Origin of the sequence: uncultured Friedmanniella sp., assembly GCF_964244285.1 — a bacterium.
GTDB lineage: Bacteria > Actinomycetota > Actinomycetes > Propionibacteriales > Propionibacteriaceae > Microlunatus.
Window position 1 is genome coordinate 61,731 of record NZ_CAXTHT010000009.1, and the last position, 24,914, is coordinate 86,644.

Annotated in this window: 23 protein-coding genes and 2 pseudogenes; 10 read left to right on the forward strand and 15 right to left on the reverse strand. The window is 72.5% G+C overall.

Annotated features, from left to right (window positions below; translation table 11 throughout):
* Positions 1 to 104 precede the first annotated feature (104 nt).
* Positions 105 to 1,028: pseudogene (locus ACFE7W_RS17575) on the forward strand (DUF2064 domain-containing protein); the annotation flags it as partial.
* 291 nt (positions 1,029 to 1,319) lie between these two features.
* On the opposite strand, the gene xylB reads toward ACFE7W_RS17575, so the two are convergent.
* The 6 genes from xylB to ACFE7W_RS17605 are packed head-to-tail and all read right to left on the reverse strand — an operon-like array spanning position 1,320 to position 6,953.
* Complete coding sequence (gene xylB, locus ACFE7W_RS17580) at positions 1,320 to 2,807, reverse strand: xylulokinase (protein WP_375426123.1); 1,488 nt, start codon at positions 2,805 to 2,807, stop codon at positions 1,320 to 1,322.
* Positions 2,804 to 3,409, reverse strand: a complete 606-nt coding sequence (locus ACFE7W_RS17585) for a glucose-6-phosphate isomerase family protein (RefSeq protein WP_375426124.1) — start codon at positions 3,407 to 3,409, stop codon at positions 2,804 to 2,806. Before ACFE7W_RS17585 ends, xylB begins: the two co-directional genes overlap by 4 nt.
* Positions 3,406 to 4,386 (reverse strand): phosphotriesterase, encoded by a 981-nt coding sequence (locus ACFE7W_RS17590; RefSeq protein ID WP_375426125.1) that lies wholly within the window; start codon positions 4,384 to 4,386, stop codon positions 3,406 to 3,408. Before ACFE7W_RS17590 ends, ACFE7W_RS17585 begins: the two co-directional genes overlap by 4 nt.
* Positions 4,387 to 4,396: 10 nt before the next feature.
* Positions 4,397 to 5,323, reverse strand: coding sequence for a hypothetical protein (locus ACFE7W_RS17595; protein WP_375426126.1), 927 nt, complete (start codon positions 5,321 to 5,323; stop codon positions 4,397 to 4,399).
* Entirely contained in the window at positions 5,320 to 5,973 is a 654-nt protein-coding gene (locus ACFE7W_RS17600) for a bifunctional 4-hydroxy-2-oxoglutarate aldolase/2-dehydro-3-deoxy-phosphogluconate aldolase (protein ID WP_375426127.1), read from the reverse strand. Before ACFE7W_RS17600 ends, ACFE7W_RS17595 begins: the two co-directional genes overlap by 4 nt.
* Positions 5,970 to 6,953 (reverse strand): NAD(P)-dependent oxidoreductase, encoded by a 984-nt coding sequence (locus tag ACFE7W_RS17605; protein ID WP_375426128.1) that lies wholly within the window; start codon positions 6,951 to 6,953, stop codon positions 5,970 to 5,972. Before ACFE7W_RS17605 ends, ACFE7W_RS17600 begins: the two co-directional genes overlap by 4 nt.
* A gap of 51 nt (positions 6,954 to 7,004) precedes the next feature.
* Here ACFE7W_RS17605 and ACFE7W_RS17610 point away from each other — a divergent pair, with 51 nt between their 5' ends.
* Positions 7,005 to 7,796, forward strand: a complete 792-nt coding sequence (locus ACFE7W_RS17610) for a GntR family transcriptional regulator (protein ID WP_375426129.1) — start codon at positions 7,005 to 7,007, stop codon at positions 7,794 to 7,796.
* Between the two features lie 61 nt (positions 7,797 to 7,857).
* Here the strand turns inward: ACFE7W_RS17610 and ACFE7W_RS17615 are convergent, their stop codons facing one another.
* The 8 genes from ACFE7W_RS17615 to ACFE7W_RS17650 all read right to left on the reverse strand — a co-directional run bounded on the left by ACFE7W_RS17615 (position 7,858) and on the right by ACFE7W_RS17650 (position 14,878).
* Complete coding sequence (locus tag ACFE7W_RS17615; RefSeq protein ID WP_375426130.1) at positions 7,858 to 8,883, reverse strand: zinc-dependent alcohol dehydrogenase family protein; 1,026 nt, start codon at positions 8,881 to 8,883, stop codon at positions 7,858 to 7,860.
* Positions 8,884 to 8,911: 28 nt separating this feature from the next.
* Positions 8,912 to 9,634 (reverse strand): SDR family oxidoreductase, encoded by a 723-nt coding sequence (locus tag ACFE7W_RS17620; RefSeq protein ID WP_375426131.1) that lies wholly within the window; start codon positions 9,632 to 9,634, stop codon positions 8,912 to 8,914.
* Complete coding sequence (locus ACFE7W_RS17625; RefSeq protein ID WP_375426132.1) at positions 9,631 to 9,855, reverse strand: hypothetical protein; 225 nt, start codon at positions 9,853 to 9,855, stop codon at positions 9,631 to 9,633. The genes ACFE7W_RS17620 and ACFE7W_RS17625 overlap by 4 nt, the downstream gene beginning before the upstream one ends.
* 117 nt (positions 9,856 to 9,972) lie before the next feature.
* Positions 9,973 to 11,190 (reverse strand): Gfo/Idh/MocA family protein, encoded by a 1,218-nt coding sequence (locus ACFE7W_RS17630; protein ID WP_375426133.1) that lies wholly within the window; start codon positions 11,188 to 11,190, stop codon positions 9,973 to 9,975.
* Positions 11,191 to 11,381: 191 nt separating this feature from the next.
* Positions 11,382 to 12,161: an FAD:protein FMN transferase gene (locus tag ACFE7W_RS17635; protein ID WP_375426134.1), complete on the reverse strand. Its 780-nt coding sequence runs from the start codon at positions 12,159 to 12,161 to the stop codon at positions 11,382 to 11,384.
* A complete protein-coding gene (locus ACFE7W_RS17640; protein WP_375426135.1) occupies positions 12,161 to 12,577 on the reverse strand; it encodes an FMN-binding protein in 417 nt (138 codons plus the stop codon). Before ACFE7W_RS17640 ends, ACFE7W_RS17635 begins: the two co-directional genes overlap by 1 nt.
* A complete protein-coding gene (locus ACFE7W_RS17645) occupies positions 12,574 to 14,028 on the reverse strand; it encodes a ferric reductase-like transmembrane domain-containing protein (RefSeq protein ID WP_375426136.1) in 1,455 nt (484 codons plus the stop codon). Before ACFE7W_RS17645 ends, ACFE7W_RS17640 begins: the two co-directional genes overlap by 4 nt.
* A 115-nt stretch (positions 14,029 to 14,143) precedes the next feature.
* Entirely contained in the window at positions 14,144 to 14,878 is a 735-nt protein-coding gene (locus ACFE7W_RS17650; protein ID WP_375426137.1) for an SDR family NAD(P)-dependent oxidoreductase, read from the reverse strand.
* Positions 14,879 to 15,007: 129 nt separating this feature from the next.
* Here ACFE7W_RS17650 and ACFE7W_RS17655 point away from each other — a divergent pair, with 129 nt between their 5' ends.
* The 4 genes and pseudogenes from ACFE7W_RS17655 to ACFE7W_RS17670 all read left to right on the forward strand — a co-directional run bounded on the left by ACFE7W_RS17655 (position 15,008) and on the right by ACFE7W_RS17670 (position 18,819).
* The gene (locus ACFE7W_RS17655) at positions 15,008 to 15,907 is read left to right on the forward strand and encodes a sugar phosphate isomerase/epimerase family protein (RefSeq protein WP_375426138.1); all 900 of its coding nucleotides are present in this window, start codon (positions 15,008 to 15,010) and stop codon (positions 15,905 to 15,907) included.
* 191 nt (positions 15,908 to 16,098) lie between these two features.
* Positions 16,099 to 16,764: pseudogene (locus ACFE7W_RS17660) on the forward strand (DUF969 domain-containing protein); the annotation flags it as partial.
* Between the two features lie 40 nt (positions 16,765 to 16,804).
* Positions 16,805 to 17,779 (forward strand): DUF979 domain-containing protein, encoded by a 975-nt coding sequence (locus ACFE7W_RS17665; RefSeq protein ID WP_375426139.1) that lies wholly within the window; start codon positions 16,805 to 16,807, stop codon positions 17,777 to 17,779.
* On the forward strand, positions 17,776 to 18,819 hold the full coding sequence (locus tag ACFE7W_RS17670) for a DUF2891 family protein (RefSeq protein ID WP_375426140.1): 1,044 nt from the start codon (positions 17,776 to 17,778) through the stop codon (positions 18,817 to 18,819). Before ACFE7W_RS17665 ends, ACFE7W_RS17670 begins: the two co-directional genes overlap by 4 nt.
* Before the next feature lie 423 nt (positions 18,820 to 19,242).
* On the opposite strand, the gene ACFE7W_RS17675 is transcribed toward ACFE7W_RS17670, so the two are convergent.
* Positions 19,243 to 21,297, reverse strand: coding sequence for a hypothetical protein (locus ACFE7W_RS17675; RefSeq protein WP_375426141.1), 2,055 nt, complete (start codon positions 21,295 to 21,297; stop codon positions 19,243 to 19,245).
* Between the two features lie 188 nt (positions 21,298 to 21,485).
* Here ACFE7W_RS17675 and ACFE7W_RS17680 point away from each other — a divergent pair, with 188 nt between their 5' ends.
* From ACFE7W_RS17680 to ACFE7W_RS17695, 4 genes are all read left to right on the forward strand, one after another.
* Entirely contained in the window at positions 21,486 to 22,091 is a 606-nt protein-coding gene (locus ACFE7W_RS17680; RefSeq protein WP_375426142.1) for a TetR/AcrR family transcriptional regulator, read from the forward strand.
* Positions 22,092 to 22,240: 149 nt separating this feature from the next.
* Positions 22,241 to 23,473 carry a glycosyltransferase gene (locus ACFE7W_RS17685; RefSeq protein WP_375426143.1) on the forward strand — a complete coding sequence of 411 codons (1,233 nt, stop codon included), beginning with the start codon at positions 22,241 to 22,243 and terminating at the stop codon, positions 23,471 to 23,473.
* Between the two features lie 181 nt (positions 23,474 to 23,654).
* Complete coding sequence (locus ACFE7W_RS17690) at positions 23,655 to 24,332, forward strand: DUF433 domain-containing protein (RefSeq protein ID WP_375426144.1); 678 nt, start codon at positions 23,655 to 23,657, stop codon at positions 24,330 to 24,332.
* A complete protein-coding gene (locus ACFE7W_RS17695; protein ID WP_375426145.1) occupies positions 24,329 to 24,775 on the forward strand; it encodes a hypothetical protein in 447 nt (148 codons plus the stop codon). Before ACFE7W_RS17690 ends, ACFE7W_RS17695 begins: the two co-directional genes overlap by 4 nt.
* The last annotated feature ends 139 nt before the right edge of the window (positions 24,776 to 24,914 follow it).

Genomic DNA, 24,914 nt, shown 5'->3' on the forward strand with positions numbered 1-24,914 from the left:
CCAAGGAACCGCGTCCCGGGCGGGCGAAGACCCGGCTGCAGGCCCGCTTCTCCCCCGACGAAGCCGCCCAGCTGGCCGCAGCCGCGCTGCGCGACACCCTCGACGTGGTCCGCGGCGCCGACGTCGGCCGTCGGGTGCTGGCCTTCGACGGCGACCCGACCGGCTGGGCCGACGGCTTCCAGGTCGTCCCCCAGGCCGAGGGCGGCCTGGCCGACCGGCTGGACGCCGCCTTCACCGCGGTCTGGGCCGGGCCGGCCGAGCGGGCGCTGCTGGTGGGGATGGACACCCCACAGCTGCACAGCCGCGAGCTCGAGGTCGACTGGGGCGGCGCCGACGCCCTGCTCGGACTGGCCGAGGACGGCGGGTACTGGGCGATCGGGCTGCGTCGGGGCGCGGCGTCCGGGGTCTTCGAGGGGGTGCCGATGTCCACCGACCGCACCGGCTCGGCCCAGCTGGCCCGACTGTTCGACCTCGGACTGCAGGTCCGGCTGCTGCCGCCGAAGCGGGACGTCGACCTGCCCGAGGACGCGGAGGCGGTGGCCACCCGCTACCCCGACCTGCGGTTCTCCCGCCGCTGGGCCGCACTGGTGGGGGCCGAAGCCGAGCAGAGCTGCGACCGGCTGTTCGACACGGTGTACGCGGGTGCGGCGCGGGTCACCAGCGCCACCACAGGCTCGGAGGAGTCGGCGCTGGTGCTGGACGTGGGCCGCTGGTCGGCCGAAGCCGACCGGGTGGACGAGATGGTGGTCTCCCGGTGCGAGGCGCCCGTGATCGATCTGGGCTGCGGTCCCGGCCGGATGGTCCAGGCCCTGACCCGCTCGGGTCGCTCGGCGCTGGGCGTCGACATGTCGCAGGGGGCCGTCGAAGCCACCCGGACCCGCGGTGTCCCGGCGCTGCGTCGCCTGGTCAGCGAGCCGATGCCGGCCGAGGGCCGGTGGGGCACGGCGCTGCTGATGGACGGCAACCTGGGCATCGGCGGTGACGTGTCGGCCCTGCTGCAGCGCTGTCGCGACCTGGTGGGGCCGGGCGGGCTCGTGATCTGCGAGGTCGACCCCGACCCCGACCGGGACGAGGTCGCCCAGGTCGTCCTGCAAAGCCCCGACGCCGCCTCGGCCCCGATGCCCTGGTCCCGGGTCGGCGCCGCCGCCCTGGCCCGGGTCGCCGCCGCGCTCGACCTGGTGCTGCACGAGGAGTGGGTGGCCGAGGGTCGTGCCTTCGTCGCCCTGAGAAACTCAGGCCAGTTCGCTGACACCATCCCGCCCACGCGGGCGGCCCAGGCCACGAGCCCAACTGGACTGAGTTTTTCAGGGGCCGGCCGGTCAGAGCCTGTCGAACCAGGGTTCCAGCCGCCGGTAGGCCTCGAGGAAGAGAGCGTGCTCGGGCCCGTAGCGCTCGTGCCGGGCCAGGTCGGGATGCTGGGTGGTCAGCTCGGAGGAGAAGCGGCCGGCCACCGCGAAGTCCTCGAAGATGCCGACCCCCACGCCACCCACGATCGCCGCGCCGACGGCGGTGGCCTCGTCCACCAAGTCCCGCCGGGTGACCGGAACGCCCCAGACGTCGGCGAAGATCTGCAGCAGCAGCGCTGAGTTGGCCGCCCCGCCGATCGCGTCGACCGCCGTGATGGCGATCCCGTTCTGCACGAAGGCCAGCAGGCCGGTGTAGAGGTTGAACGCCACCCCCTCCAGCACCGCGCGGGTGAGGTGCGCCGGCCCGTGGTGGCGGCCCAGCCCGGCGAAGACGGCCCGGGCCGCCGGGTTCCAGTAGGGCGAGCGTTCGCCGAGCAGGTGCGGCAGGAAGTAGAGCCCGTCCTCGCTGGCCTGGACGTCGGCCGCCTCGGCGAGCAGCCGACGGTACCGGTCCCCCTGCCCGGGCGCCAGCGTCTCCACCACCCACTCCAGCGAGGCCCCACCCGCCTGCATCGTCGCCGTCGGCACGTAGCGTCCGGGGACGACGTGGTTGAAGGTCATGCTGCGCATCTGCGGGTCGTGCAGCGGGGCGTCGGCGGCGACCGAGACCCAGGAGGACGAGCCCAGGTAGGCGTACGCCCCCGACTCGGGGGCGATGATGCCCGCGCCGAGGGCGCCCATCGGGCCGTCGCCGCCGCCCATCACCACCGGGGTGCCGGCCCGGAGACCGGAGGCGCCCGCCGCCTCCGCGGTGACGGTGCCGATCACCGCGGTCGAGGCCACCACGTCCGGGAACAGCGACCGGGGCAGGGCCGCAGCCTCCAGCAGCTCGGCCGACCAGTCCCCCGCCGCCTGGTCGTAGGCGTTGGTGCTGGACGCGTCGGACGGGTCGGTGGCCAGCACGCCGGTCAGCCGGTAGGCCACGAAGTCCTTGGCCAACAGCACCCGCTGCGCCCGGGAGAACGCCTCCGGCTCGTGTTCGCGGACCCACACGATCTTGCTCAACGAGTAGGTGGGATTGAGCCGGTGCCCGGTGATCGCGTAGCCGCGCTCCATCCCGACCCGCTCCACCAGCGTCGCCGTCTCGGCCACGGACCGCGTGTCGGCCCAGATGATCGCGGGCCGGACGGGGCTGCCGGCCCCGTCGAGCAGCACAGCCCCCATCATCTGGCCGGAGAACGAGACGACCTCGACCTCACCGGCGTCGGTGGCGGACTGCTCGAGCAGGCTGCGGGTGGCGGCGCAGACGGCGGTCCACCACGCCTCCGCGTCCTGCTCGGCCTTGCCGCGCGGCCCGAAGTCCGTCGCGTAGGGACAGGTGACGGCGGCCAGCAGCTTCCCCTCGAGGCTGACCAGCGTGGCCTTGTCCCCCGTGGTGCCGAGGTCGTGGGAGATGATCATGCCGGGAGGACCGTGTAGCCGAGATGATCGTGGTTGGGTTGGACGGCCCAGCCGTCGCCGTCCCTCACCACCAGGGAAGCCATCCCGCCCGCCCGTTCGATGATCGCGTAGTCCTGGCCGGCGTCGGCGGCGTAGCAGAACAAGGTGGAGAGGCGCTCGGTACCGACGTTGGCGCTGCGGTGCACCCAGCCGCCGGGGACGTAGACGGCCTGGCCCGGGTTGATCTCCACCACCTGGCTGTTTCCGCCCAGGTCGTCCAAGATCATCACGCCTCGGCCGGCCAGCCCGACGTACAGCTCGGAGCGGTCGGCGATCGCGTGCAGGTGGCCACGCGTCATCGCGTACTCCTCCCCCACCGTGCCGGGTTCGAGGACGCTGATGCCGGTGATCAACCCGCCCGGACCGTCCTCGGTCTGGCTGCTCTCGACCCAGTAGACGGGACGGCCGTCGTCGGCGGCCAGCGCCCGCCGGTACGCGTCGGCGTCGCGGTACAGCCCCTCCAGGTCGGCCAGGAACCTCTCGTAGCGGCCGTTGCTGCCGCCCAGCCGCCCCACCTCGGGCCGCAGGGTCAGCGCGACCGGGGGTACCGGTGGTGCCGTCATCGTCGTCCTCCCTCGTGCGCGTCGTCCCCGGCGAGCCACCGGGCGGGGTTGGTGACCAGGAGCGCCTCGACCAGCTCGGGGGACGCGTCGCGCGCCAGCCGCGGCAGGACCCGCTCGCCCAGGTAGGCCAGGCCGGGCAGGCCGCCGTACGCGCGGTACCGGCTCCGGCGCGCGACGTCCCCGCCCAGCAGAATCCGCGTCGCCGCCCCGTCCCCGGCGGCCCGCAGCAGGCATTCCAGCAGCACGCTGTCGGGCCAACGCTGGGTACGGGCCCACCCGTCGTAGCCGAGGTAGCAGCCGAGGTCCGCCAGCTCGGCGTGCAGGCCCGGGTCCGGCAGCCGGTCCACGTGGGCCAGGGCCACGGCCGAGGCGGGCACGCCGTGCCCGGCCAGCAGCTCGAGCACCTCGAAGGCCGCGCTGCCGTGCTCGAGGTGCACCATGACGGCCGCGGACGTCTGGTGCCAGGTAGCCGCGACGGCCGCCAGGACCCGTCGCTCGAACGCGCTGATGCTCCAGTGGCCGATGCCGGCCTTGACCACCCCGGCCCGGACCGGCCCACCCTCGGGGCTGCGAGCCGGAGGCCCGGACGCCGGACCGTCCGACTCCGGCATGCCCTCGACGACGTCGCGGCGAAAGCGCTCGGCCAGCTGGACCTCGGTCAGGTCGAGCAGCCAGTGCCCGCTCCCGTAGTGCGGCTCCCGGTGCGCTCCGGTGGTGGCGACGACGCGCAGCCCGGTGGCGGCGCTGATCCGGGCCAGCGCGGCGGAGCGCCGGCCCAGCCCGGTGGGGGTGGCGTCCACCACCGCCGTGAAGCCCGACCCGGCCAGCGAGGCCGCCTCGGCCCGGCTCGCGTCCTCGTCGTCGAGCTCCTCGCCGGGCAGCAGCGGGCTGACCTGGAAGAGGTGCTCGTGGTAGTTCGTGTGGCCCAGGTCGGACGGGTCGAGGTCGCCGAGGACGGTGCGGACGGGGCCGGGCATCAGGTCGTGGTCACCGGAACCGGGCGGCAATCCGGCCGAGCTCATCCACCGTGGCCGCCGGCATCGCCACGTCGAACACCTCGGCCACCGCCTGCGTCCAGCCGTGCACGAAGTAGCGCCACCCGTCCACGACACTCAGGCTGCGGGACTCCTGCTGGGCGAGCGCCTGGTGCCAGAACTCCAGGGAGCCGCGGTAGTTGAACTCCCAGACCACGCCCTGCTCCGGGAACACCGCCGCCTCGGAGAGCGGTGAGCCCCGGCGGTCCTTGCCCATCCCGGTGGCGTTGACCACCAGGCTTCCCGGCGGCAGCGCGGCCAGCAGCCGGTCGGCGTCGTCCGGACCGGCGGTGAGCTCGTAGCGAAACCGACCCGGGGGCAGCCCGGCCCGCTCGTGCACGGCACGGGCGTGGTCGAGAGCGGCCCGGTCGAGTGCGGTGCAGACGATCACGGCCGGTGCGTCGGCGCGACCCCCCAGCTGGTGGCTGAGCGCCGTCCCGGCCCCGCCCGAGCCGAGGACGAGCGCGGCCCCGCCCGTCCGGCCGAAGTGGTCGGGGGCCACGAACTCCTCCAGGGCCAGCCGGGCGGTGACGGGGTCCTTGGCGCTGCCGACCAGCCGGTCGTCACGCTTCGCGATGCAGGAGATCTCGCCGAACGTGGTGGCCAGCTCGTCGAGCTCGTCGAAGAGATCAGCCGCGGCGGCGTGGACGGCCACCTTGTGCGTGGTGACCAGGGCGCCCCAGTGCCGGGGGTCGTCGCGGATCATCTCGACCACGGCCCGGTACGCCGCCGGCGGGGAGTCCAGCGGCAGGTCGTGCCCCACCAGGGTCCGGGTGGGCAGCCCGAGAGCGTCGGCCCACTCGGGGAACACCCGTCGTATCGACGAGCCGGCGGTCCTCACCCCGACGAAGCCCATCACGGAGTCCGCGCCTGGCGTCATGCCGCAGGCCCCCGAGCTGCCCGGACCGCCGCGGAGAACTGCCGGGCCGTCGCGGTGATCGTCTCCCAGTCCCCGGCAGCCATGGCCGCGGACGAGCAGAGCTCGCTGCCGGCGCCGACCGCGACCGCTCCCGCGGCCAGCCACTCGGCCAGGTTGTCGGCGTTCACGCCGCCGGTGGGGACGAAGGGGACGTCGGGGAACGGGCCACGCAGCGAGCGCAGGAACGCCGGACCGCCGAGCGAGGCGGGGAACAGCTTGACCACGTGCACGCCGGCGTCGACCGCGACCATCACCTCGCTGGGGGTCAGCGCGCCGGACAGCACGGTCACTCCGGTGCCGAGCATCGCCGCCGCGAGCTCGGGCCGGGTGCCGGGGCTGACCAGGAACTGGGCACCGGCGTCGACCGACTCCCTCGCGTGCGCGGACGTGAGCACCGTGCCGGCACCCAGGTAGACCTCGTTGCCGTGCCGCCGGCGGAGCTCCGCGATGACCTCGGCCGCGTCCGGTGTGCTGTAGGTGATCTCGATCCCCCGGACGCCGCCGGCCAGCAGGGCCTCGGTCGCGCCGAGCGCGGCTGCCGCGGACGGGGCCCGCAGCACCGCGACCACCGTGGCGCGCCGGAGGTCGGCGAGCGGGTCGGTGCTGCTCACGCGGCTCCTCCAGGAGTCGGTATGAGGTTGGCGGGTCGTTCGCCGCGCAGTTGGGCGAGGACGGCGTCGACCGCCCCGCGGCCCATCGCGTCGACCGCCTGGACGGTCTGGGCTCCGGCGTGCGGGGTGAACAGGGTCCGGTCCGCCAGGTCCTCGGCGAGCAGCGGCGACGTCGCGCCGGCCTCGGTGGCCAGCACGTCCGTGGCGTAGGTCCGGAGTCGGCCGCTGCGCAGGGCCGCCGCGACCGCGTCCTCGTCGACCAGACCGGCACGCGCGGTGTTGACCAGGACCGCGCCGGGCCGCACCACGTCCAGCAGACGAGCGTCGACCAGCACGTCCTCACCCGGCGCGTGCAGCGTGAGCAGGTCGCTGCGACCCACCAGCTCGTCGAGGCCCACGGGCGTGATCCCCAGCGCGATCGCCTGGTCCTCGTCCACCCAGGGATCGTGCCCGAGCAGCTGGCAGCCGAAGCCGGCCAGCCGGGCGGCGACCGCACGACCGATCCGGCCGAGGCCCACGATCCCCACGGTGAGGCTGCCCAGCTCGCGGGTGCGCTGCACCGTCCAGCGGCCCGCCCGGACGCCCCGGTCGCCGGGGGCGACGTCGCGGAGAGCCGCCAGCAGCAGGGCGACGGTGTGGTCGGCGACCGCACCGGTGTTGGCACCCGGGGTGTTGGTGACCAGGATCCCGCGCGCGCCGGCCGCGGTCAGGTCGACGGCGTCCGTCCCCACCCCGTAGCGGGCCACGATCTCCAGCTGTGGAGCGGCGTCCAGGTGCTCGGCCGTGACCGGTCCGGTGCCGGCGACCCAGGCCCGGGCCTCGGCCAGCAACGGCCGCAGGGTCTCCAGGTCGTGACCCGAGGGTCCGGTGACCACCCGACAGCCGGCCTCGGCCAGCTCGCCGGTCAGGTCGAGGTCGCCCGAGGAGAACGACCGGCTGGTGGCCAGCACGACCGACGTCGACGTCTGGGGGCTCGGCACCCGCAAAAGGTAGTCCTGTACGTACAGGACGTCAACGATTACGCTCAGGCCATGTCTGCAGCGATCGACCGCTCGTCGCCGTTGCCCTTCTACCACCAGCTCAAGCAGATCCTGCTGGCCGACCTGCGTGAGCGCCAGCTGGCCCCGGGCGACCGGCTGCCCGGCGACCACGACCTCTGCGCCGCCTACGACGTGTCCCGGACGGTCGTCCGGCAGGCCCTCGCCGAGCTCGAGACCGAGGGCGTGATCGAGCGGGTCAAGGGCCGGGGCACCTTCGTCGCGCCGGAGAAGACGCCCGAGCACCTCGTCCAGTCCCTCACCGGTCTGTACGAGGACGTGGCGGCCCGCGGCTCCCACCTGCGGAGCGAGGTGCGCCGGCTCGAGCAGGTGCCCGCCGACGAACAGATCGCGGCCCAGCTGGGACTGCCGCCCGGCGCGCCGGTGGTGGTGCTGGAACGGCTGCGCCTCGTCGACGACGAGCCATGGGTGCTGGCCACCACCTACCTGCCCGCCGACCTGGCGCCCGGGCTGCTCACCGCCGACCTGGCCGACCAGTCGCTCTACGCCCTGCTCGAGCACCGCTACGGCGTCGTCCTCACCCACGGGCGGCGTGGGGTCGAGGCGGCGGTGGCCTCCGACGACCTGGCCAGCGCCCTCGCCATCCCGCCCGGCGCGCCCGTCCTGGTGCTGCGCAGCACCTCCTACGGGAACGCCTCCGACGGGGCGCCACGGCCGGTGGAGGTCTTCGTCGCCTACCACCGCGGCGACCGCAGCCGCTTCGAGGTCGTGCTGCAGCGCCACGCCGACCCACTCGTCGAGCCGCTGATGCGGGTCTTGACCTGAACGACGCAGGATTGGGGTAGACGACGACCGCGACTACCCGGCCTCTGTTCACCCACTGAGCTCAGGGGACCAGCACCACCTTCACCACGCTGCTGTCGGCCACGGCCGCGAGCGCGTCGGCGTACTGCTCCAGCCCGAACCGGCGGGTGATCAGGCCCTCAGAACTGACCCGGCCGGTCCGCAGCGCGCTGAGCGCCCGGTCGAAGGAGAACTGCTGGGCGAAGGAGCCTTTCACCGTCAGCTCCCGCCGAAAGATGTCGTAGGGCGAGACGGGCCACTGCGTCGCCTCCGGCGTCATGCCGTAGACGAAGACGGTGCCGCCGGTCCGCGTGAGCCCGAGGGTGGGGGCGAGCACGGCCGGTGCACCCGTCGCGTCGATCACCACGTCGAAGCCGTCCGGGGCCAGCTCACGCAACCGGGCCTCGGCTGCGGCCGGGTCGGCGCGGTCCAGCTGGACGGTCTCGTCCGCGCCCCGCGCCCGGGCCAGCTCGAGCTTCGCCGGGGTGGGTGCGGCCACGACGAGCCGGCCGGCTCCGGAGCGGGCCAGCAGCGAGGTGAGGATCAGCCCGGTCGGGCCGGCGCCGAACAGCAGCACGTCCGAGCCGGGCGACAGGTCGAGCATGTCGAGCCCGTGCACCACGCAGGCCACGGGCTCGGAGAGGACGGCGACCTCCGGCTCGAGGTCGTCCACGAGAAAGCAGCGGTCGGCGTCGGTGACCACCTGCTCGGCGAAGCCTCCCGGGGCGTTCACCCCTTGGGCCACCAGGTGGCGGCAGTACGCCGGACGCGCCCGCCGGCACTCCACGCAACGGCCGCAGGAGGCGGTGTTGTCGACGACGACGCGGTGGCCGAGCAGGCCGGGACCGACCCCCTCACCCAGGGCCACCACCTCGCCGACGAACTCATGGCCGGGCGTCAACGGGTAGGTCGGGCCGAACTCGCCCGCGTGCAGGTGCAGGTCCGTGCCGCAGACCCCTGCGACCAGCACCCGCAGCCGGACCTCACCCGGCCCGGGCTCGGGTACCGGCAGCTCCCGGACGGAGAACTGCCCCGGACGGTCGTAGACCACCGCGCGCATCGTGCTCATCGGGCTCCTCCGTAGGTGGCGTCCTCCCTCAGGCGAGGGAGTAGCCGCCGTCCATCAACAGCTCGGCGCCCACGCAGAACGCGGCCTCGTCCCCGAGCAGCCAGGCGGCCGCCGCGGCGACCTCGTCAGGCTCGGCGAACCGGCGGACCGGGGTCGCGGCCTTCCAGAGCTCGTGCAGGTCGTGCTTGCTGCCCAGCAGCGGCGTGTCCACGTAGCCCGGAGAGAGGGCGTTCACCCTGACCCCGCGGGGCGCCCACTCGTACGCCAGCGACTTGGTCATCGCGACGAGACCGCCCTTGGAGGTGTTGTAGGCCACCTGCTGCTGGGGCACGTTGACGACGTGCCCGCCCGACATGGACGCGACCGTGACGATCCGACCGGCGCCCTGCTCGAGCATCACCCGGCCCACGGCCTGGCAGGTCAGGAAGACCCCGGTCAGGTTGACCCCGAGGGTCCGCGACCAGACCTCCAGGCTCATCTGCTCCGCCGGCGTCGGCTCTTCCGACAACCCGGCCGCGGCGACGAGCCCGTCGATCCGGCCGGACGCCGCCACCACCTGCTGCACCGCCTCCTCGACCGCGGAGGGCTCGAGCACGTCGACGGGCACGAAGGTGCCGACGGGTGCGTCCGGTCGGCGCCGGTCCAGGGAGAAGACCGTGGCGCCCCGCTCGGCGAGCCATCCGGCGGTGGCCTGGCCCACTCCGCCCGCGGCTCCGGTGACCACGACGACGGCGCCCTCGACCCAGGTCACCGGGCCACCGCCCCGGTCGACCTACCCTCGACCGACATGGTCACCGGCTGCCCGCCGGCGATCGACCCACCGACGGCCAGAGAGATCGGGTGGTCCGCACCGGCCTCGGCCAGCGGGTTGCGCTCAGACGCCGCCGGCACCTGGCGGGCGAGCCGGGCGACGAACTCCGACCTCCAGCCGGTGCCGATCGGTCCGAGACGGACGGGGGTCGAGGTAGCCACATCGCTCCTGGGGTGCCTGCGCCGGGCTAGCATCCTGTCATTACAGGTTTCACCCTGTCAATGACGGTCCCTCGACCCTGAGCCTGTCGAACGGTGTCCCTTCCGACCTCGGAGCGCTCACCAGGCCGGGTTGACCGCGCCGTCGCCGAAGTCGGGAACGGGCAGGCGAGCGCCGCCTTGACGCGCCGATTCCCAAGCCACCACACCGGGCAGCGTGAAGCGAGCGGCCTTCCAGGCGCTGACGGGGGGTGGGGTCCCAGTGGTGACGGCGCGGACGAAGTCGTCGGCGAGGAAGTGGTGGCTGCCCTCGTGCCCGTTGTGGGCGCCTTCGAACTCCTTCGGCAGCCGCGAGCGGTCCTGGACCGGTGCGGTGCCGGAGGCGAAGCTCTGCATCAGGGCCGGGTCGACATCCCCGAAGTCCTCGGGGAGCTGCCCGCCGTGGGTCACGAAGAGAGCGCTGACGTCGCGGGTCTCGCCCTTGGCGTAGTCCTCGCCCGCGGTCTTCACGCTCAACGTAGCCCCGTGACCGGACTGCTCGAAGACCTGCTCGGTGCCGTAGAAGCGGAACCGAGACTCGTGCCCCTTCCAGTAGCCGAGCCGGCGGAACTCGTTGGTGCGCAGGGCGCTGCCGTCGGCGAGCTCGAACAGCGCGGTCATGTTGGAGAAGTCGTTGCCCCACCGGGAGACCTCCCGATCGAAGACGCCGTCCCCGCGGTCGTCGGGGATGCCGATGCAGCTGACGGAGGTCGCAAAGGTCGGCAGCGCCCCGAGCACCCCACCGATCGCGTGGGTCGGGTACAGCATCGGCGGGTAGCTGGCCGTGGGCTTCCAGTCCTCGCCGCCGCTGTACTGGTAAGCGGCGTAGAAGCCGTTCTCCATGTCGTGGAGGTAGTCGCCCTCGGAGTAGAAGACCCGGCCGAAGGCACCGTCGGCGATCTGGCTGCGGGCCCAGACCACAGCGGGGTTGTAGTAGCTGGTCTCCCCCATCATGTAGATCAGGCCGGTCTGCTCGACCTGCCGCACGATCGCCTCGATCTCCTCGACGCTGATCGCCATCGGGACCGCGGAGTACACGTTCTTACCGGCGTCGAGGGCCTGCAGGACGAGCGGACCGTGGCTCCAGCGCTGGGTCATCACCGCGACCGAGTCGACGTCGGAGGCCAGCAGCTCCTCGACGGAGGCGAAGCTGCCTGCGAGCTGGTGCCGCTCCACGTGCTCGGCCGCGCGCTCGGGTACGAGGTCGGTGACGTACACCTCCTCGACGTCGGGGTGCAGCTGCCACAGGGCGAGGAAGCTCCGGGCGAACTGTCCGGTGCCGATGACGCCGATCTTCATGATGCGAGCCCTCATTGTCGTGGTGGTTCGTGGGCGAGCGGGTTCACCCGGGGTCCATCCTCGCCCCGCCCCGGAGATCACCGGACAGCAGCCCGCACCGAGCTGGTCATCGTCGGCATGTGAGCAGCACCGGCGGTGGCTGACCCGGCGCGCTGGCCGCGCTGCCGGAGCCCGCGGCGACGTCCCGCCGGTCAGGAGGCGGCGGCCTCCACCAGCGTCGTGGTGCCGTCCGCCCAGACCACCAGGCCACGCCGCCCGGTACGGGTACCCAGCCAGCGGGCGGCGTCCAGGCCGTGCGCGTACGCGGCGGTGGCGTCGATGTCGGCCCAGGTCAGCGAGGGTGCCAGCACGGTGACCGAGGCGACGCCGGTCGGGGCCCGGCCGGTGCGCGCGTCGACGAGGTGACCACCGCGCCGGCTGGTGCCCGAGGTGGCGACGGCACCGTTGGTCACCGGGACCACGGCGACGAGCCGGTCCGGGTCGAGCGGGTTCTCGATCCCGACCCGCCACGGGGCGCCGTCGACGGTGCGGAGCCGGCAGGTCAGGTCCCCGCCGGCCGAGAGCGAGTAGTCGGTGTCGGGCAGCTGGTCGAGCTGCGTCGCGGCGCGCTCCACCGCCCACCCCTTGACCACACCCGTAGGGTCCAGCGCGAGACGGCCGTCTGCGTCCGGTCGCCGGACCGCGAAGGCGCCGTCGGACTCTCGCTCCGCCTGGTCACCCAGGGCGAGCACCTCGGCCACCTCGGGCGGGCACGCGTCCAGGGAGACGTCACCGCGACCGAGCCGGCTGACCCACGAGTCGGACCGGTAGGTGCTGAACACCCGGTCGACCTCAGCCAGCTCGGCCACCACGCGGTCCCACGCCTGCCGCCCCTCGGCGGTCGCGGCGTGCCGTCCGCGCAGGGCCAGGCTGACGGGCATGCCCATCGTCTGCACGACGAACCGCGCCACCCGGTCGGCCACCTGGCTCATCAGAAGCCGGCGCTGTCGAGTGCGGCCTGCAGCGACTCCAGGTAGCCCTGGCTGGTGACCGTGGCTCCGCTGACCATGTCGATGTCGGCGCTGGAGGCGTCCTTGGTCTCCGAGATCAGGGTGGGCAGGGCCTGCTCGTTGATCTCGACATCGCGCTGGTTGCCGTCCGGCTGCTGCACCACGGTGACCTCGGTGATCGTGTGTCCGCTGGTGGTGATCTGGACCTGGACGGGACCCCACCGGGTCTGGGCCACTGAGCCGAGGGTGGTCTTGGTCGTCAGCGCAGTGCCGCCGGCCGTGCTGCCCGAGCTGGCGACGGTCTGGGCGTCGGAGGTGTCGTTGGTCGAGGTGTGGTAGCCGAAGAGCAGCACCACCACCGTCACCGTGCTGGCGAACCAGAGCACGATCCGCCTCATCGCGCCACCACGCCCACCGGGGACGGCGCGGTCGCGCCGCTGCCGAAGCTCTCCACGTGGATGTGGTCCCGCGGCGTCCCAGCCTCCTCGGCCAGGCGCTGGACGGTCATCGCCCAGGCGTCCGGGCCGCAGACGAAGACGTCGCGATCCGCCAGGTCGGGCACCCAGAAGCGCAGGGCGGCCGCGTCGCTCACCTCGGCCGGCACCCGGTCGCCCAGCCAGGACCCGGGGTCGCGGCGCCGTCCCGGCAGCGGGACCACCTGCAGCCCACGGTCGGCGGCCAGCCGGGAGAACTCGTCGGCGAAAAGCGGCTGGCCGGCGTAGCGGTGCAGCAGCACAGCCTCACCCGGTGCGTACTCCAGGCCCTCGGCCAGGGCCCGGAGCGGCGTGATCCCCACGCCGGCGCCGATCAGGGCGACGCGGCGACGCGACCGGGCGCGCGGGCTCAGCCGGCCGTAGGGGCCTTCGACGACGACGCGGGTGCCGGGCGCCAGGGCCACCAGCCGGGCGCTGCCGTCGCCGACCGCCTTGGCCGTGATCCGCAGCGAGTGGCCGTCAGGCGCCGCCGAGAGCGAGTACGGGTTTCCGCGGGACCAGCCCGTTCCCGCGAGGAACCGCAGGTGGACGAATTGTCCGGCTTCGACCGGCAGCCGGTCGAGCGACCGACCGCCCAGCCAGACCGAGACCACGCCGTCACCCTCGGGAACCACAGCGGTGACCCGCAGCCGGTGACGCAGCGTCCGCAGCACCGGCAGGCCGACCCGCCAGACCACGACCGCCACCGCCGTGGCGATCCAGAGTGTCCACCAGAAGACCGTGCGGGCCGGTGAGAGCAGGAACTCCTGGCCCGCCCACAGCTGGTGCGGCAACGCGAGACCCGCACCGAGGTAGCCGTAGAGGTGGATCAGGTGCCATGACTCGTACCGCAGCTTGCGCCGAGCGGCGCGGATGCTCGTGAACACCACCATCACCAGGCAGACGAAGCCGGCGACCGAGAGCAGGACGCCGCCGTAGTCCTTGACGAGGTGCCAGGCGGTGGCCGGGGTGGCCGACAGCCGACCCTCCGCGTAGCCCCAGATGATCGTCACGAGGTGCAGCAGGAGGAGGTCGAAGGAGGTGAAGCCGACGATGCGGTGCAGCTGAGCGAGCCGGTCGGCGCCGAAGGCGTGCTCGAGGAACGGGAGCCGGGCCATCATCAGCACCTGGACCAGCATCAGCACCGAGGCCAGCAGGCCCGACAGCCGACCGACCGACATGAGGCCGGACGCCCAGCCGGCGAGGTCACCGATGCCGCCGTCGACGTCCCACCAGTAGGTGACCAGCAGCAGACTGCCCCAGAGCCCGAGCAGGCCCGCCAGCCGCACCGCCGCGTCCAGCCGGGCGCGACGGTCGTCGACGGCGGGCAGCGGTAGTGCCGCGCCGACCGCCCGCGAGGTCAGTGGTGTGGTCAAGGCGTCCCCTAGGTCGTTCCGCCGAGGAGCCTCGGCCGAGATCGATCATGCCCGTCCGGACTTGTGCTGGACCTTGGTCGACCTGTGCGTTAGCTGTGACTGCTCCGGCTCTGCGTCAGGCGGGGGTCTCGGTCAGCTCGGGCTGCTCCAGGCCGTGCGGGATGTCGATCCGCTCCTCGCCCGTGACCAGCATCCGCAGCACGATCCGGCCGACGTAGCCGGCGCTGTGGGCCACCATCCCGGGCCGCGGTGTGCGACCGTCACGGAACGCCCCGCCGGCGAACTCCGTCGCGGTGATCGAGGGCAGCAGGAGCGACACCGCGACGCCGGTGTCCTGGAGCTCGCGGCGGGAGACCGCGCTGATCATGTTCACCGCCGACTTGGTGGAGGCGTAGGCGCCGACTCCGGGCGCCACCATCGTGGTCGTGCCCGAGCTGATGTTGACGATCCGGCCGGCGCCGCTGGCCTGCAGCGCCGGCAGCGCGGCCTGGGTCATCCCCACCAGGCTGACGACGTTGAGGTCGAGCACCCGACGGAACTCCTCGAGCTCCACCTGGTCGAGCGGACCCTGCAGGCTGACGCCGGCGTTGTTGACCAGACCGTCGACCTGGCCGTGCCGGGCCAGCGCCGCCTCGACCAGCGCCGCACGCTGGCCGGCGTCGGTCACATCAGTGGGTACGGCGAGCGCGCCATCGAGGTCGGCGCTCAGCTGCTGCAGCCGGTCCCCCCGTCGCGCGGCGAGCACCGGCAGCGCCCCCGCCTCGTGCAGTGCCCGCGCCGTCGCCTCACCGATGCCCGACGATGCGCCGGTGACGATGACGACCTTGCCCGAAGGGTTCCACCTGTCCATGTCCACGACCTTAGACGCGGCCCCGAGAGCACGAGCCTCGACCGAGGTCGCCGTCCGCGCCTCGGAGTATCTTGACCCTCGGCTGCGACCGGTCGGTCGTCACCGCAGGCGCGAGCAGGGAGGAGCCCGGTGGCCGAGCTCGGGGTGATGACCACGGAGTTCAGCGGATCCCTCGGCCAGGTGCTGGACGCGGTCGTCGACCACGGCTTCCGAACCGTCCAGCTGCAGCTCGGCTCGGCCGTCCCGGGAGTCCGCGTCACCGACGCGCTGCTGCGGGGGCTCGACGTGCTCGGCGACGCGCTGACCCCGCAGCTCGTGGAGGGGAGCCGGGCCGCCCTCGACGAGCGGGGCCTCCGGGTCGCGGCGGTGGACGGCACCTACAACATGGCCCACCCCGACCCGGAGCGGCGCCGGCGGAACCTCCAGCACCTGCTGCGCCTGATCGAGCTCGCTCCGGCGCTGGGGACAGACGTGGTCACGCTGTGCTCCGGCACCCGGGCCGACATCATGTGGGAGCACCATCCGGACAGCCGGACCGCGACCGCCTGGGACGACCTGGCCGCTCAGCTGCGGGTGGCCGTCCCGGTCGCCGAGCGGGCCGGCGTCCGGCTGGCCTTCGAGCCCGAACACAACAACGTGATCGACACCGCCGCCCGAGCCCGGGCTCTGATCGACCAGCTGGGCAGCCCCGCGCTCGGGGTGGTGATGGACCCCGCCAACCTCTTCCACCGCGGCGATCTGGAACGGCAGGCCGAGCACCTGAGGGACGCCTTCGCCCTGCTCGGGCCCGACATCGTCCTGGCCCACGCCAAGGACCTCGACCACGACGGCGACGCCGGCGGGCGGGCCGCGGGATGCGGGCTGCTCGACTACCGCCTGTTCCTGGCCGAGCTGGCCGGTTGCGGCTTCGACGGCGCGGTCGTGCTGCACCAGCTCTCAGAGCTGCACCTGGCCGGGGCCGGGGTCGACCGGATCGGCGAAGCCACCGCCCACCTCCAGCGGAACGCTCCCGTCGGCTACCTGCCCTGACCCCGCAAGGCGCGGCCAGTCGCGCGCCGAGGGTGGCCAGATCGCGCCCGCACGTCCGGCTCGGAAGGGGCACAGTCCATCGGGTGTCGGCCAGCCTCGACGGGGTCGAGGGCAGGGGCTTCCCCTACGCTCCGCACCCCATGGGCCAGGGGCGAAGCGGGACGCCTCGGGGCGACTGCGAGGCTGACCCCATGTGGGTGCTGCTCGCCGTCGCCATCGTGGTCGTGGGGTTCGCCCTCAAGATCAACTCGATGCTGGTCGTCACCGTCTCCGGAATCGCCGCCGGACTCATCTCCGGCCTGTCCCCGCTGGAGATCATCAACGCCTTCGGGACCGGGTTCGCCGGCTCGCGCTCGGTCACGGTGTTCATCGTCGTGCTGCCGGTGATCGGCCTGATCGAACGCTACGGGCTGCAGGACCAGGCCCGTCGGCTGATCGAGAAGCTGCGCGGGCTGACCGCCGGCCGGCTGCTGGCGGTCTACCTGCTGATCCGACAGGTGACTGCGGCCCTCGGCCTGACCGCCATCGGCGGACCGGCGCAGGCCGTCCGGCCGGTGGTCGCCCCCATGGCCGAGGCGGCGGCCGAGCGGGTGCACGGCCAGCTCTCGGACCCGACGCGGGAGAAGGTGCGCTCCTACGCGGCGTCCGCGGACACCGTCGGGCTGTTCTTCGGGGAGGACATCTTCGTGGCCGTCGGCTCGATCCTGCTGATCACCGGCTTCGTCGACGCGACGTACGGGCTCAAGCTCGACGCCCTGCAGATCGCGGTCTGGGCCATCCCCAGCGCCGTCTGCGCCCTGGCGATCCACGGCTTCCGGATGCTGCGGCTCGACCGCACCCTCGCCCGGCTGCCTGCCGCCGACCTCGAGGAGCCGCTTCGATGAGCGGGGGCGACCGATGATCAAGGTCGAGTGGTTCTACTGGCTGGTGGGGTTGTTCTTCGCGATCGTCGCGGTGCTGCGGCTGACCGACCGGGGCGCTCCGAAGAGGGTCGGCAGCGCCGTCTTCTGGGGCCTGCTCGCCTTCACCTTCGGCTACGGCACCTTCGTGGTGGCCAAGACCGGGCCCGCGTGGGTCGAGGGGGTGGCCGTGCTCGCGCTCGCCGTCCTGGCCGCCGTCGGCTTTCCGGGCCGCGGCAGTGACCAGACGACCACACCCGTCGAGCGCAAGCAGCTGGCGGACCACTTCAGGAACCGGCTCTTCATCCCCGCCCTCGTGATCCCTCTGGTCGCAGTGATCTTCGGGGCGGTGCTGAGCAAGATCAACACCGGCGGCCAACCCCTGCTGCAGACCGGCTCGGCCACGATCATCGGGCTCGGCGTCGCCGCCCTGGTCGCCTTTGCGGTCAGCCTGGTCCTGCTCCGGGTCCCAAGCCCGATCACCCCGCTGCGGGAAGGTGACCGGCTGCTCGGCCACATCGGCTGGGCCGCGATCCTGCCCCAGTTCCTGGCCACGCTGGGCCTGCTGTTCACCGCGTCCGGCGTCGGTACCGCGGTCCAGCGGATCACCAACGCCGTGCTGCCCAAGGGAATCCTGCTGCTCGCGGTGATCATCTACTGCCTCGGGATGGCGCTGTTCACGATCATCATGGGCAACGCGTTCGCGGCCTTTCCCGTCATGACGGCCGCAGTCGGGTGGCCGGTCCTGGTGCAGCAGTACGACGGGACGCCAGCCGTCGTCTTCGCGCTCGGCATGCTGGCCGGATTCTGCGGCACGCTGGTGACGCCGATGGCCGCCAACTTCAACCTGGTGCCGGCCGCCCTGCTCGAGCTGAAGGACACCTACGGCCCGATCAAGGCCCAGATCCCCACCGCCATCCCGTTGTGGGTCGGCAACGTGGCGATCCTCTACCTCTTCGCGTTCCCCCGATGAGTGAGGTCCCGGTGACGACTCCGCCGAGGTCCGACTGGCGCACGACTCGGGCCCCGCGTTGGGCCGAGACCGTGCTGCGGGTGCTGGGCACGACCTACCCCTACGGCGCGGCGCACGTCACGCTCCGTGCCGAGGACACCGACGCCGATCCCGTCCGGTTGCACCCCGCGTTCCACGGGAGCTTCGACTGGCACTCCTCGGCCCATATGCAGTGGTCGGCGGTCCGGCTGCTCACCCTCGCCCCCGACGGGCTGAGCGACGACCTCGCGGCCCGGCTCGCGGCCGTCCTCGACGACCGGCTGACCCCCGGGCACGGGCAGGTCGAGGCGGCGTACCTGCGGGCGCGGCCCTCCTACGAGCGGCCGTACGGCTGGGCCTGGGCGGCGACGCTGGCCGCCGCCACCCAGGACTGCCCGCACCACCGTGCCCCCGCCTGGAGCGCCGCGCTCGAACCGGTCGCCGACGCGGTGGCCGACCTGCTGCTGGACTGGCTGCCGCGGCTGGCCTATCCCGTCCGCCACGGCGTGCACAGCAACACCGCCTTCGCGGCGGCGCTGGCGCACGAGGCGTTCGGCCGGATGGGCCGCGCCGACGTGGTCGCGGCAGTCGCTGAGCACGCGCGGCGCTGGTTCGCCGCGGACCGCGACTACCCGGCTCACTGGGAGCCCAGCGGCAACGACTTCCTCTCACCCGCCCTCTGCGAGGCGGACCTGATGAGCCGGGTGCTGACCCCGGCCGAGCTCGCCGACTGGCTGCCCGCGTTCCTCCCCGGCCTGGGGCAGGCGGGCGACCGGTTGCTGGAGGTTCCCGAGGTACGGGACCGGACGGACGGCCAGCTCGTCCACCTCTTCGGCCTCGGACTGTCGCGCGCCTGGCAGCTGCGGCGGCTCGCCCCCCACCTGGCCGCTCCCGAACAGCAGCGGGTCGCGACCGCCACCACGGCCCAGGTCGAGGTCGTCGAGCGCGAGATCGTCACCGGGGACTTCATGTCCACCCACTGGCTCGTGTCCTTCGCCCTGCTCGCCGCGTCCGGTTCGTGAGGGGCGGCTCGCGCACGAGCGGTTCGTCAGGTGACTCGGCTGAGCGGCTCGACCACGACGAGCGGGGCGGGCAGAGCCGGCGGATCAGGGCCGGCTCTGCCCTTCCTGGCTGGAGTGCGATCCCCCGATCGTCCCAACTCCTCGCTTGACGTTACAACCGAACTTACGGTCGATCCAGCATTCGCATCCCGGTGTCCTGAAGCGGACATGTCCAGAACTGGACATGACGAATGCTGTACTCAGGGGTTTCTCAGGGCGTAGCGTCATCCGCGAGGGGCGAGGGGATGAACCCCCGAGCATTCTCTCGCCTCTCACTCACCCTCGTCCACCGCAGCCTCGTCGCCCATTCCGGCGATGGGGCTTGTGCTGCTCGGACCTCGGTGTTGACCGAGCCCGGAGCCCGGACCCTCGAGACCGGCCGGCTCACAGGGCCGGCGGAGTCAGTCGCAGCGCCGGCGCAGGCCGGGGTCTGCTGTCGGTGAAGGCGTCCGCGGGCGCCTCCGCCCAGATCGCGATCTCCTCGCGCAGCTCGGCCACCCGGGTCCGGGCTGCGGCCAGCCGCCCGTCCGAGACCGGGTACGAGGGCTGCTCGTCCGGCGAGGCCAACGTCTTGTCGTAGAAGGGGGAGGACCCCTCGTACCCGTGCTCGAAGGCCGCAAGCCAGTCGCTCAGGCCGGCCGTGGCCGTGCGCAGGCGGATCCAGCGGTGGTTCTCCCAGCCGCCGCCCTCGGGACCGAACCGCGTCACGAGCTTCTGCGCCGCGCACCGACCGCGGTAGCTCAGCCGCTCGACGACCGCCGGCGGCATCGCCAGGTTCAGCCCGCCCTCACCCGCGCTGCCGTCCTGGTAGACCGTCACCACGCGGTCACGGAACCCGGGCAGCACGAGCGACGCCTCGTCCACCCAGCCGCGCGCCGTCTGCACCAACGACATCCCGAACGACAGCAGCTGCGACAGCGCCCCCTGGTCCTCCCAGTGGGCCGTCCGTCGGTAGTCGCCCACCACCTGGTTGAGCGTGGGCAGATAGCTGTTCTCACACTCGTCCGCCTGCCGCCGCTGGCCCGGGGCGAAGGAGGCGAGATCGATGGCAAAGGTGGGCCGGGTGGGCAGCGGTGAGTCGAAGAACTGCACCGGCAGGTTCGCCGTCAGGCCACCGTCGGAGAACCAGTTGCGGTCGAACTCGGGCTTCGCGGTCAAGGGCTTCGGGTGCCTCTCGACCGTGCCCACGGGGTACTCGGTCAGCCACGCGGCCGCGGCCGTGCGGTAGGCCAGGTTCGCCGCCGTGGTCGGGTCGACGGTGTAGAGCGGGACGGCCGCGATCAGCAGCGGAAAGCTCAGACTCATCCGGGCGGCCACGATGACCGGCAGCTGGTCGGCGAGCGGGAAGGGCCGTTTGGGTAGCGCAGCGGCGAGCAGCAGCTCGCGCTCGCGGCGCTCCGCCGGGTCGGTGGGCAGCGGCGGTGGGTTGTCCACCATGGCCTCGGTGACGGTGAGGCCGAAGAGGTGCCGGAACTCGTCGGGGTCGAAGAAGTAGGTCTCGTCGTTCCAGGGCATCGCCAGCGGTTGCGCCCGGCTGAGGTTGGTGGTCATCACCTTCAGCTCGACGTCGTCGGCCCGGAGGTCGCCGAAGGTCAGGGGCTGGTCCGTCGGCCGGCCGGCGAGCTCCTGCAACCGCTCGTACAACCACGGCGTCAGCGCCAGGTCGCTGTCGTTGCCGCCGCGCCCGGACGAGATGCCGAACCCCACGGCCGGCAGCTGGCGGAGGTCGCTCAGCACCGCGGTGAGGGCGCCGACGAACAGCCCGACCAGGGCGACCGCCAGCCCCAGCACCACCAGCAGCGCCGACGGGACCAGCGAGGGCCAGCCCCAGGTGTCGACCATCCCGACCACCCCCACGGCCGCGATGACCAGGCCGGGCAGGACACCCAGCACGGCCCGCAGCTTCGACCGGGACAGCAGCCCGGTCAGCAACCGCCGGACGGCGCCCACGATCGCCCCGGCCCCCGGGTTGCCGCGCAGCCGGGAGACCTCGTCCAACCCGGCCGTGAGGAACGCGAAGAGCCGCCGGCTCGTGGGCTGGGGCCGGAACAGGTGGAACAGCAGGGACCGGCCGTCGGCCTGCAGCGCCGAGAGCAACGTGGGGAACTCCGCCAGGCCGAGGAAGCCGGGCGGCAGCTGCGGCTTGGCTCCGACGGCTGCCGCGGCTGCCGCGGCTGCCGAGACCGGAACCTGCCGTCCGGCCGCCGAGCGTCCCACCTCGGCGGCGGCGGCCGCGGCCGCGGCGATCGCCCCGGCGGACGCCCCGCCGACCGAACGCAGCCGATAGGTCTGCGCCAGCTCGCAGACCGCCAGCGGGTAGATCACCCCGCTCGTGATGCCGCCCTTCATGACGATGTCGCACTCGAGCGCGGGGTTCTGGAACGACTTCTCCACGAACGGATCCGGCTGCTCGACCGGTCGCTCAACAGCTACGGACATCGTCGTCTCCTCCTCGGCCAGCGGCCTCGTCTGGTGGGAAGAGCGGAGCCGGCGCGGCCTGATACCTCGAGCGGGCGACTCGGAGGTCAGTCTGATCATCGCACCGCCGGACACCCTCGCGACGGCTCGTTTTGCCTCTCGTTCGGCTTGCACTTGACGCAACTTGCATTCACTGCAATGGTTTGGAGATGACTCCGGAGGTCGCGGCACGCGAGCACGGGCGGGACCGCCGCAAGAGGCTCACCCGCGCATCACTGCGCCGTGCGGTACTCGAGCTGGGTCTGGAGTACGGTCTGGCGTCCGTGTCCGTGGAGGCCATCGCCGAACGAGCAGGAGTCTCGACTCGGACCTTCTTCAACTACTTCGAGTCGAAGGAGGAGTCGGCACTCCTACCGCTGTTCCAGCTGGGCGACCCGCAGCTGGAGGCGCTGCGCCAGGGGCCTCCAGAGCTCGCGTGGCCGGACCTGACGGAGCTGTTCGCCGACGACCTCGACCGCGCCGTGGAGGACGAGGCCTTCCTCGGCTTCCTCCAGCTCCAGGAGCACAACCCCGGCCTCGCCGGTCGTCAGCTGGCCACCTTTGCGCGGTTCGAAGCCCGCATCTCGGGAGCGCTGGTGACCCGTCTCGGTGACGCGCCCGACGCCCGGGTGCGGGCTCCCCTGATGGTCGGCTGCTGCTTCACCGCGGTGCGGATCGCGCTGGGCAGCTGGACTCAGGAAGGCCGCTCGGGGCCAGTCCGCCCCCACCTCGAACGCGCCCTGTCTGTCGTGGAGCCGGCCTTCACCGCCCCCTGACTCAGTTGGGCACCGCCCTCGGGTCCCTCCTCCTCATCCGTCTTCAGCTCACCAGACGGCTGCTCTGCCATGCCTTCTCTCCCCGGCCACCCGGCCATCCGTCCACCCGTCCACCCGTCCACCCGTCCACCCGTCAAGGAGAGACCTCCATGAAGATCGCTCTCGTCGCCTTCGACACCCGCGGTGGTGTCCAGCCCTACGTCGCCCTGGCTCTGGGCCTGCAGACTGCCGGACACGAGGTCATCATGATCACCACGGCCGGCTTCCGCGAGCTCGTCACCGGCCACGGCGTCCACCTGACCGCCACCACGGGTGACACCGAGGCCTCGGTGCGCGAGCTGGGCGGTGCCGCCGAGCTCGGCGCCCGCGAGCGCAACCGGCTGATGCGCCGGCAGATGCAGGAAACCATCGGCACGACCACATCCGAGGTGCTGGCCGCGGCCGACGGCGTCGACCTCGTGATGGCCGGCATCGGCGGCTCCCTCACCGGACGCCCCGTCGCCGAGAAGCTGGGCGTCCCCTACGTCGAGGCGCACCTGCAACCGCTCGGCCCACCCACCGCGGCCTTTCCTGGCCCGCTGCTGCCCCAGGTTCCCGGCTGGCTCGGTGGACCGGGCCGCAGGCTGAGCCACCGGGTCACCGCTCTGGCCCTGCAGGCCATGTTCGGCGCCGCCAACCGCGGGATCCGGGCCGAGCTCGGCCTTCCCCGGCGCCGGGTCCGCACCAGCGACAGCCCGACCGCCGTCTACGGCTTCAGCCCGCACGTGGTCCCCCAGCCACCCGAGTGGGGCCCGCGGCGTCGCATCACCGGCTACTGGTCGCTCCCGGCCGCCGCGGACTGGGTCCCCCCGGCCGCGCTGGTCGACTTCCTGGCCGCCGGTCCGCCAGCGGTCGGGGTCGGCTTCGGCAGCATGTCCAGCCGCGACCCCGAGGCGCTCAGTGACCTGGTCCTCGCCGCCGTCCGCCGCGCCGGTGTCCGGGCCGTGCTGCTGTCCGGGTGGGGTGGGCTCGCCGGCCGGAGCGGCGACGACGTCTTCGTCACCGCCGAGGCCCCGCACGACTGGCTCTTCCCGCAGCTGGCCGCCGTCGTGCACCACGGCGGAGCCGGCACCACTGGCGCCGCCTTCAGCGCCGGGGTCCCGGCCGTCGTCGTCCCGTTCGCGGTGGACCAGCCGTTCTGGGCCTCTCGTGTGCACGGCCTCGGCACCGGACCGACCCCCATCCCGCGCAAGCGGCTGACGGCGGAGAACCTCGGGGACGCTCTGCTCGCCGCCACCACCGACGCCGCCATGAGCCGTCGCGCCGCTGACCTCGGCACCCTCATCCGGGCAGAGGACGGCGTGACGGCGGCCATCCACCACCTCGAGTCCTCCTTGGGCTGACCGAACTCGTGGGATGGTCTGTTGGCGAGAAGCTTCACGGAGGCCCAGATGGCGAGCAGTGGCGCTCCGGGCCTTTGACGCAGGCCCCTGATGCATCCGGTCGCGCTCGACCGGGCAGAGCCAGTCCGACAGCCCAGCGGGATGCAGCTATATGTCTGTGGCTGATGCCAGACTTGGCAACGTGCCAGCATTGACTGTCCTCGACCGTGAGATGTACACCGAGTCCCAAGCGGCTCGGCTGCTTCGCCTTGCCCCCTCGACGCTGCACTACTGGCTCGAAGGCGGCACCCGTCGCAACAAGACGTACAAGCCGGTCATCCGAGCCGAAGCCACCGGGTCGAACCGAGTGACGTGGGCCGAGTTCATCGAGGCTGGCCTTCTCCGGCAGTACCGGCAAGACCTCCAGGTTCCGATGCTGGAACTGCGGAGCTTCATTGCGCTGCTGAGGGACCACTTCGACGTGCCCTACCCTCTCGCCCACCAGCATCCGTATGTCGCCGAACGCAAGCTGGTCGTCGAGGCTCAGGACGAAGCCCACCTCGGAGCGGACTTCGCTCTCGTCGCACCCGTCAGCGGTCAGTACATGCTCCTGCCGGCTGCTCAGGCCTTCTATGACCGAGTGACCTGGGTCGATGACATTGCCCAGCAGTGGCGCCCTGACGACCGAGGCGACTCACCCGTCACCATCGATCCCGACATGCGGTTCGGTTCTCCCTCGATCGGTGGCATCAGCACGTCCATCCTCTTCGAGCAGTCAGAGTCCGGTGAGGACGAAGAAGACCTGGCCGGAACCTTCGGTCTCAGCCTCGCCGAGGTGCGCTGGGCGCTCTCATACGAGCTGGTCAACAGCGCAGCGTGAGTCAACCCAAGCCGGTCGCACCCCGCTTCTATCTCGATGCGGACGTGCTCGGCCTGGCGAAGCTGGTCTCCCAGGAGCGAGCTGACTTCACCTACCCGGGCGATCCGGGCGCCCGGATCAAGAAGCGACTGAGGCCACCGTGCATCGTCACTACGCCAGCCACCAAGGACCCGGTGTGGATTCCGGCGGTGGCGGCTCAGGGGTGGCTCATCATCACCCGAGACAAGGAGATTCAGGGTAACCGGGCCGAGATCGATGCCGTACGGGACAACGCCGCCAAGATGGTCAATCTCGCCAGCCAGGATGCGAAGAACACCTGGGCACAGCTGGAGGTGCTCATGACTCGATGGCGAGAGATCGAGGCGCTGGTCGATCAACCAGGCCCGTTCATCTACGTCGTCAGCCGCACAGGCCGCCTCCGCCCCGTCGACCTGAAGCCGTGACCGTCCGAGATCGCATCTTTCGTCTGGACGTGGCCGCATTGGTCGACTGATAGATCAGTTGCCCCCCACGAGCTGTTGGTGGGCCTGTTCAGCTTCGGGTGATCCTTGACGGACCTACTCCGCTTGATCCTTGACACTC

What these genes read in the sequence shown, in the direction of transcription:
- ACFE7W_RS17640 (WP_375426135.1), bottom strand. Translation starts at nt 12,577, where the DNA reads ATGAGGCGGATCGTGCTCTGGTTCGCCAGCACGGTGACGGTGGTGGTG.
- ACFE7W_RS17680 (WP_375426142.1), top strand. Translation starts at nt 21,486, where the DNA reads ATGACTCCGGAGGTCGCGGCACGCGAGCACGGGCGGGACCGCCGCAAG.
- ACFE7W_RS17650 (WP_375426137.1), bottom strand. Translation starts at nt 14,878, where the DNA reads ATGGACAGGTGGAACCCTTCGGGCAAGGTCGTCATCGTCACCGGCGCA.
- ACFE7W_RS17590 (WP_375426125.1), bottom strand. Translation starts at nt 4,386, where the DNA reads ATGCCCGGCCCCGTCCGCACCGTCCTCGGCGACCTCGACCCGTCCGAC.
- ACFE7W_RS17670 (WP_375426140.1), top strand. Translation starts at nt 17,776, where the DNA reads ATGAGTGAGGTCCCGGTGACGACTCCGCCGAGGTCCGACTGGCGCACG.
- ACFE7W_RS17630 (WP_375426133.1), bottom strand. Translation starts at nt 11,190, where the DNA reads ATGAAGATCGGCGTCATCGGCACCGGACAGTTCGCCCGGAGCTTCCTC.
- ACFE7W_RS17675 (WP_375426141.1), bottom strand. Translation starts at nt 21,297, where the DNA reads ATGTCCGTAGCTGTTGAGCGACCGGTCGAGCAGCCGGATCCGTTCGTG.
- ACFE7W_RS17665 (WP_375426139.1), top strand. Translation starts at nt 16,805, where the DNA reads ATGATCAAGGTCGAGTGGTTCTACTGGCTGGTGGGGTTGTTCTTCGCG.
- ACFE7W_RS17610 (WP_375426129.1), top strand. Translation starts at nt 7,005, where the DNA reads ATGTCTGCAGCGATCGACCGCTCGTCGCCGTTGCCCTTCTACCACCAG.
- ACFE7W_RS17635 (WP_375426134.1), bottom strand. Translation starts at nt 12,161, where the DNA reads ATGAGCCAGGTGGCCGACCGGGTGGCGCGGTTCGTCGTGCAGACGATG.
- ACFE7W_RS17615 (WP_375426130.1), bottom strand. Translation starts at nt 8,883, where the DNA reads ATGAGCACGATGCGCGCGGTGGTCTACGACCGTCCGGGGCAGTTCTCC.
- xylB (WP_375426123.1), bottom strand. Translation starts at nt 2,807, where the DNA reads ATGATCATCTCCCACGACCTCGGCACCACGGGGGACAAGGCCACGCTG.
- ACFE7W_RS17595 (WP_375426126.1), bottom strand. Translation starts at nt 5,323, where the DNA reads ATGACGCCAGGCGCGGACTCCGTGATGGGCTTCGTCGGGGTGAGGACC.
- ACFE7W_RS17585 (WP_375426124.1), bottom strand. Translation starts at nt 3,409, where the DNA reads ATGACGGCACCACCGGTACCCCCGGTCGCGCTGACCCTGCGGCCCGAG.
- ACFE7W_RS17685 (WP_375426143.1), top strand. Translation starts at nt 22,241, where the DNA reads ATGAAGATCGCTCTCGTCGCCTTCGACACCCGCGGTGGTGTCCAGCCC.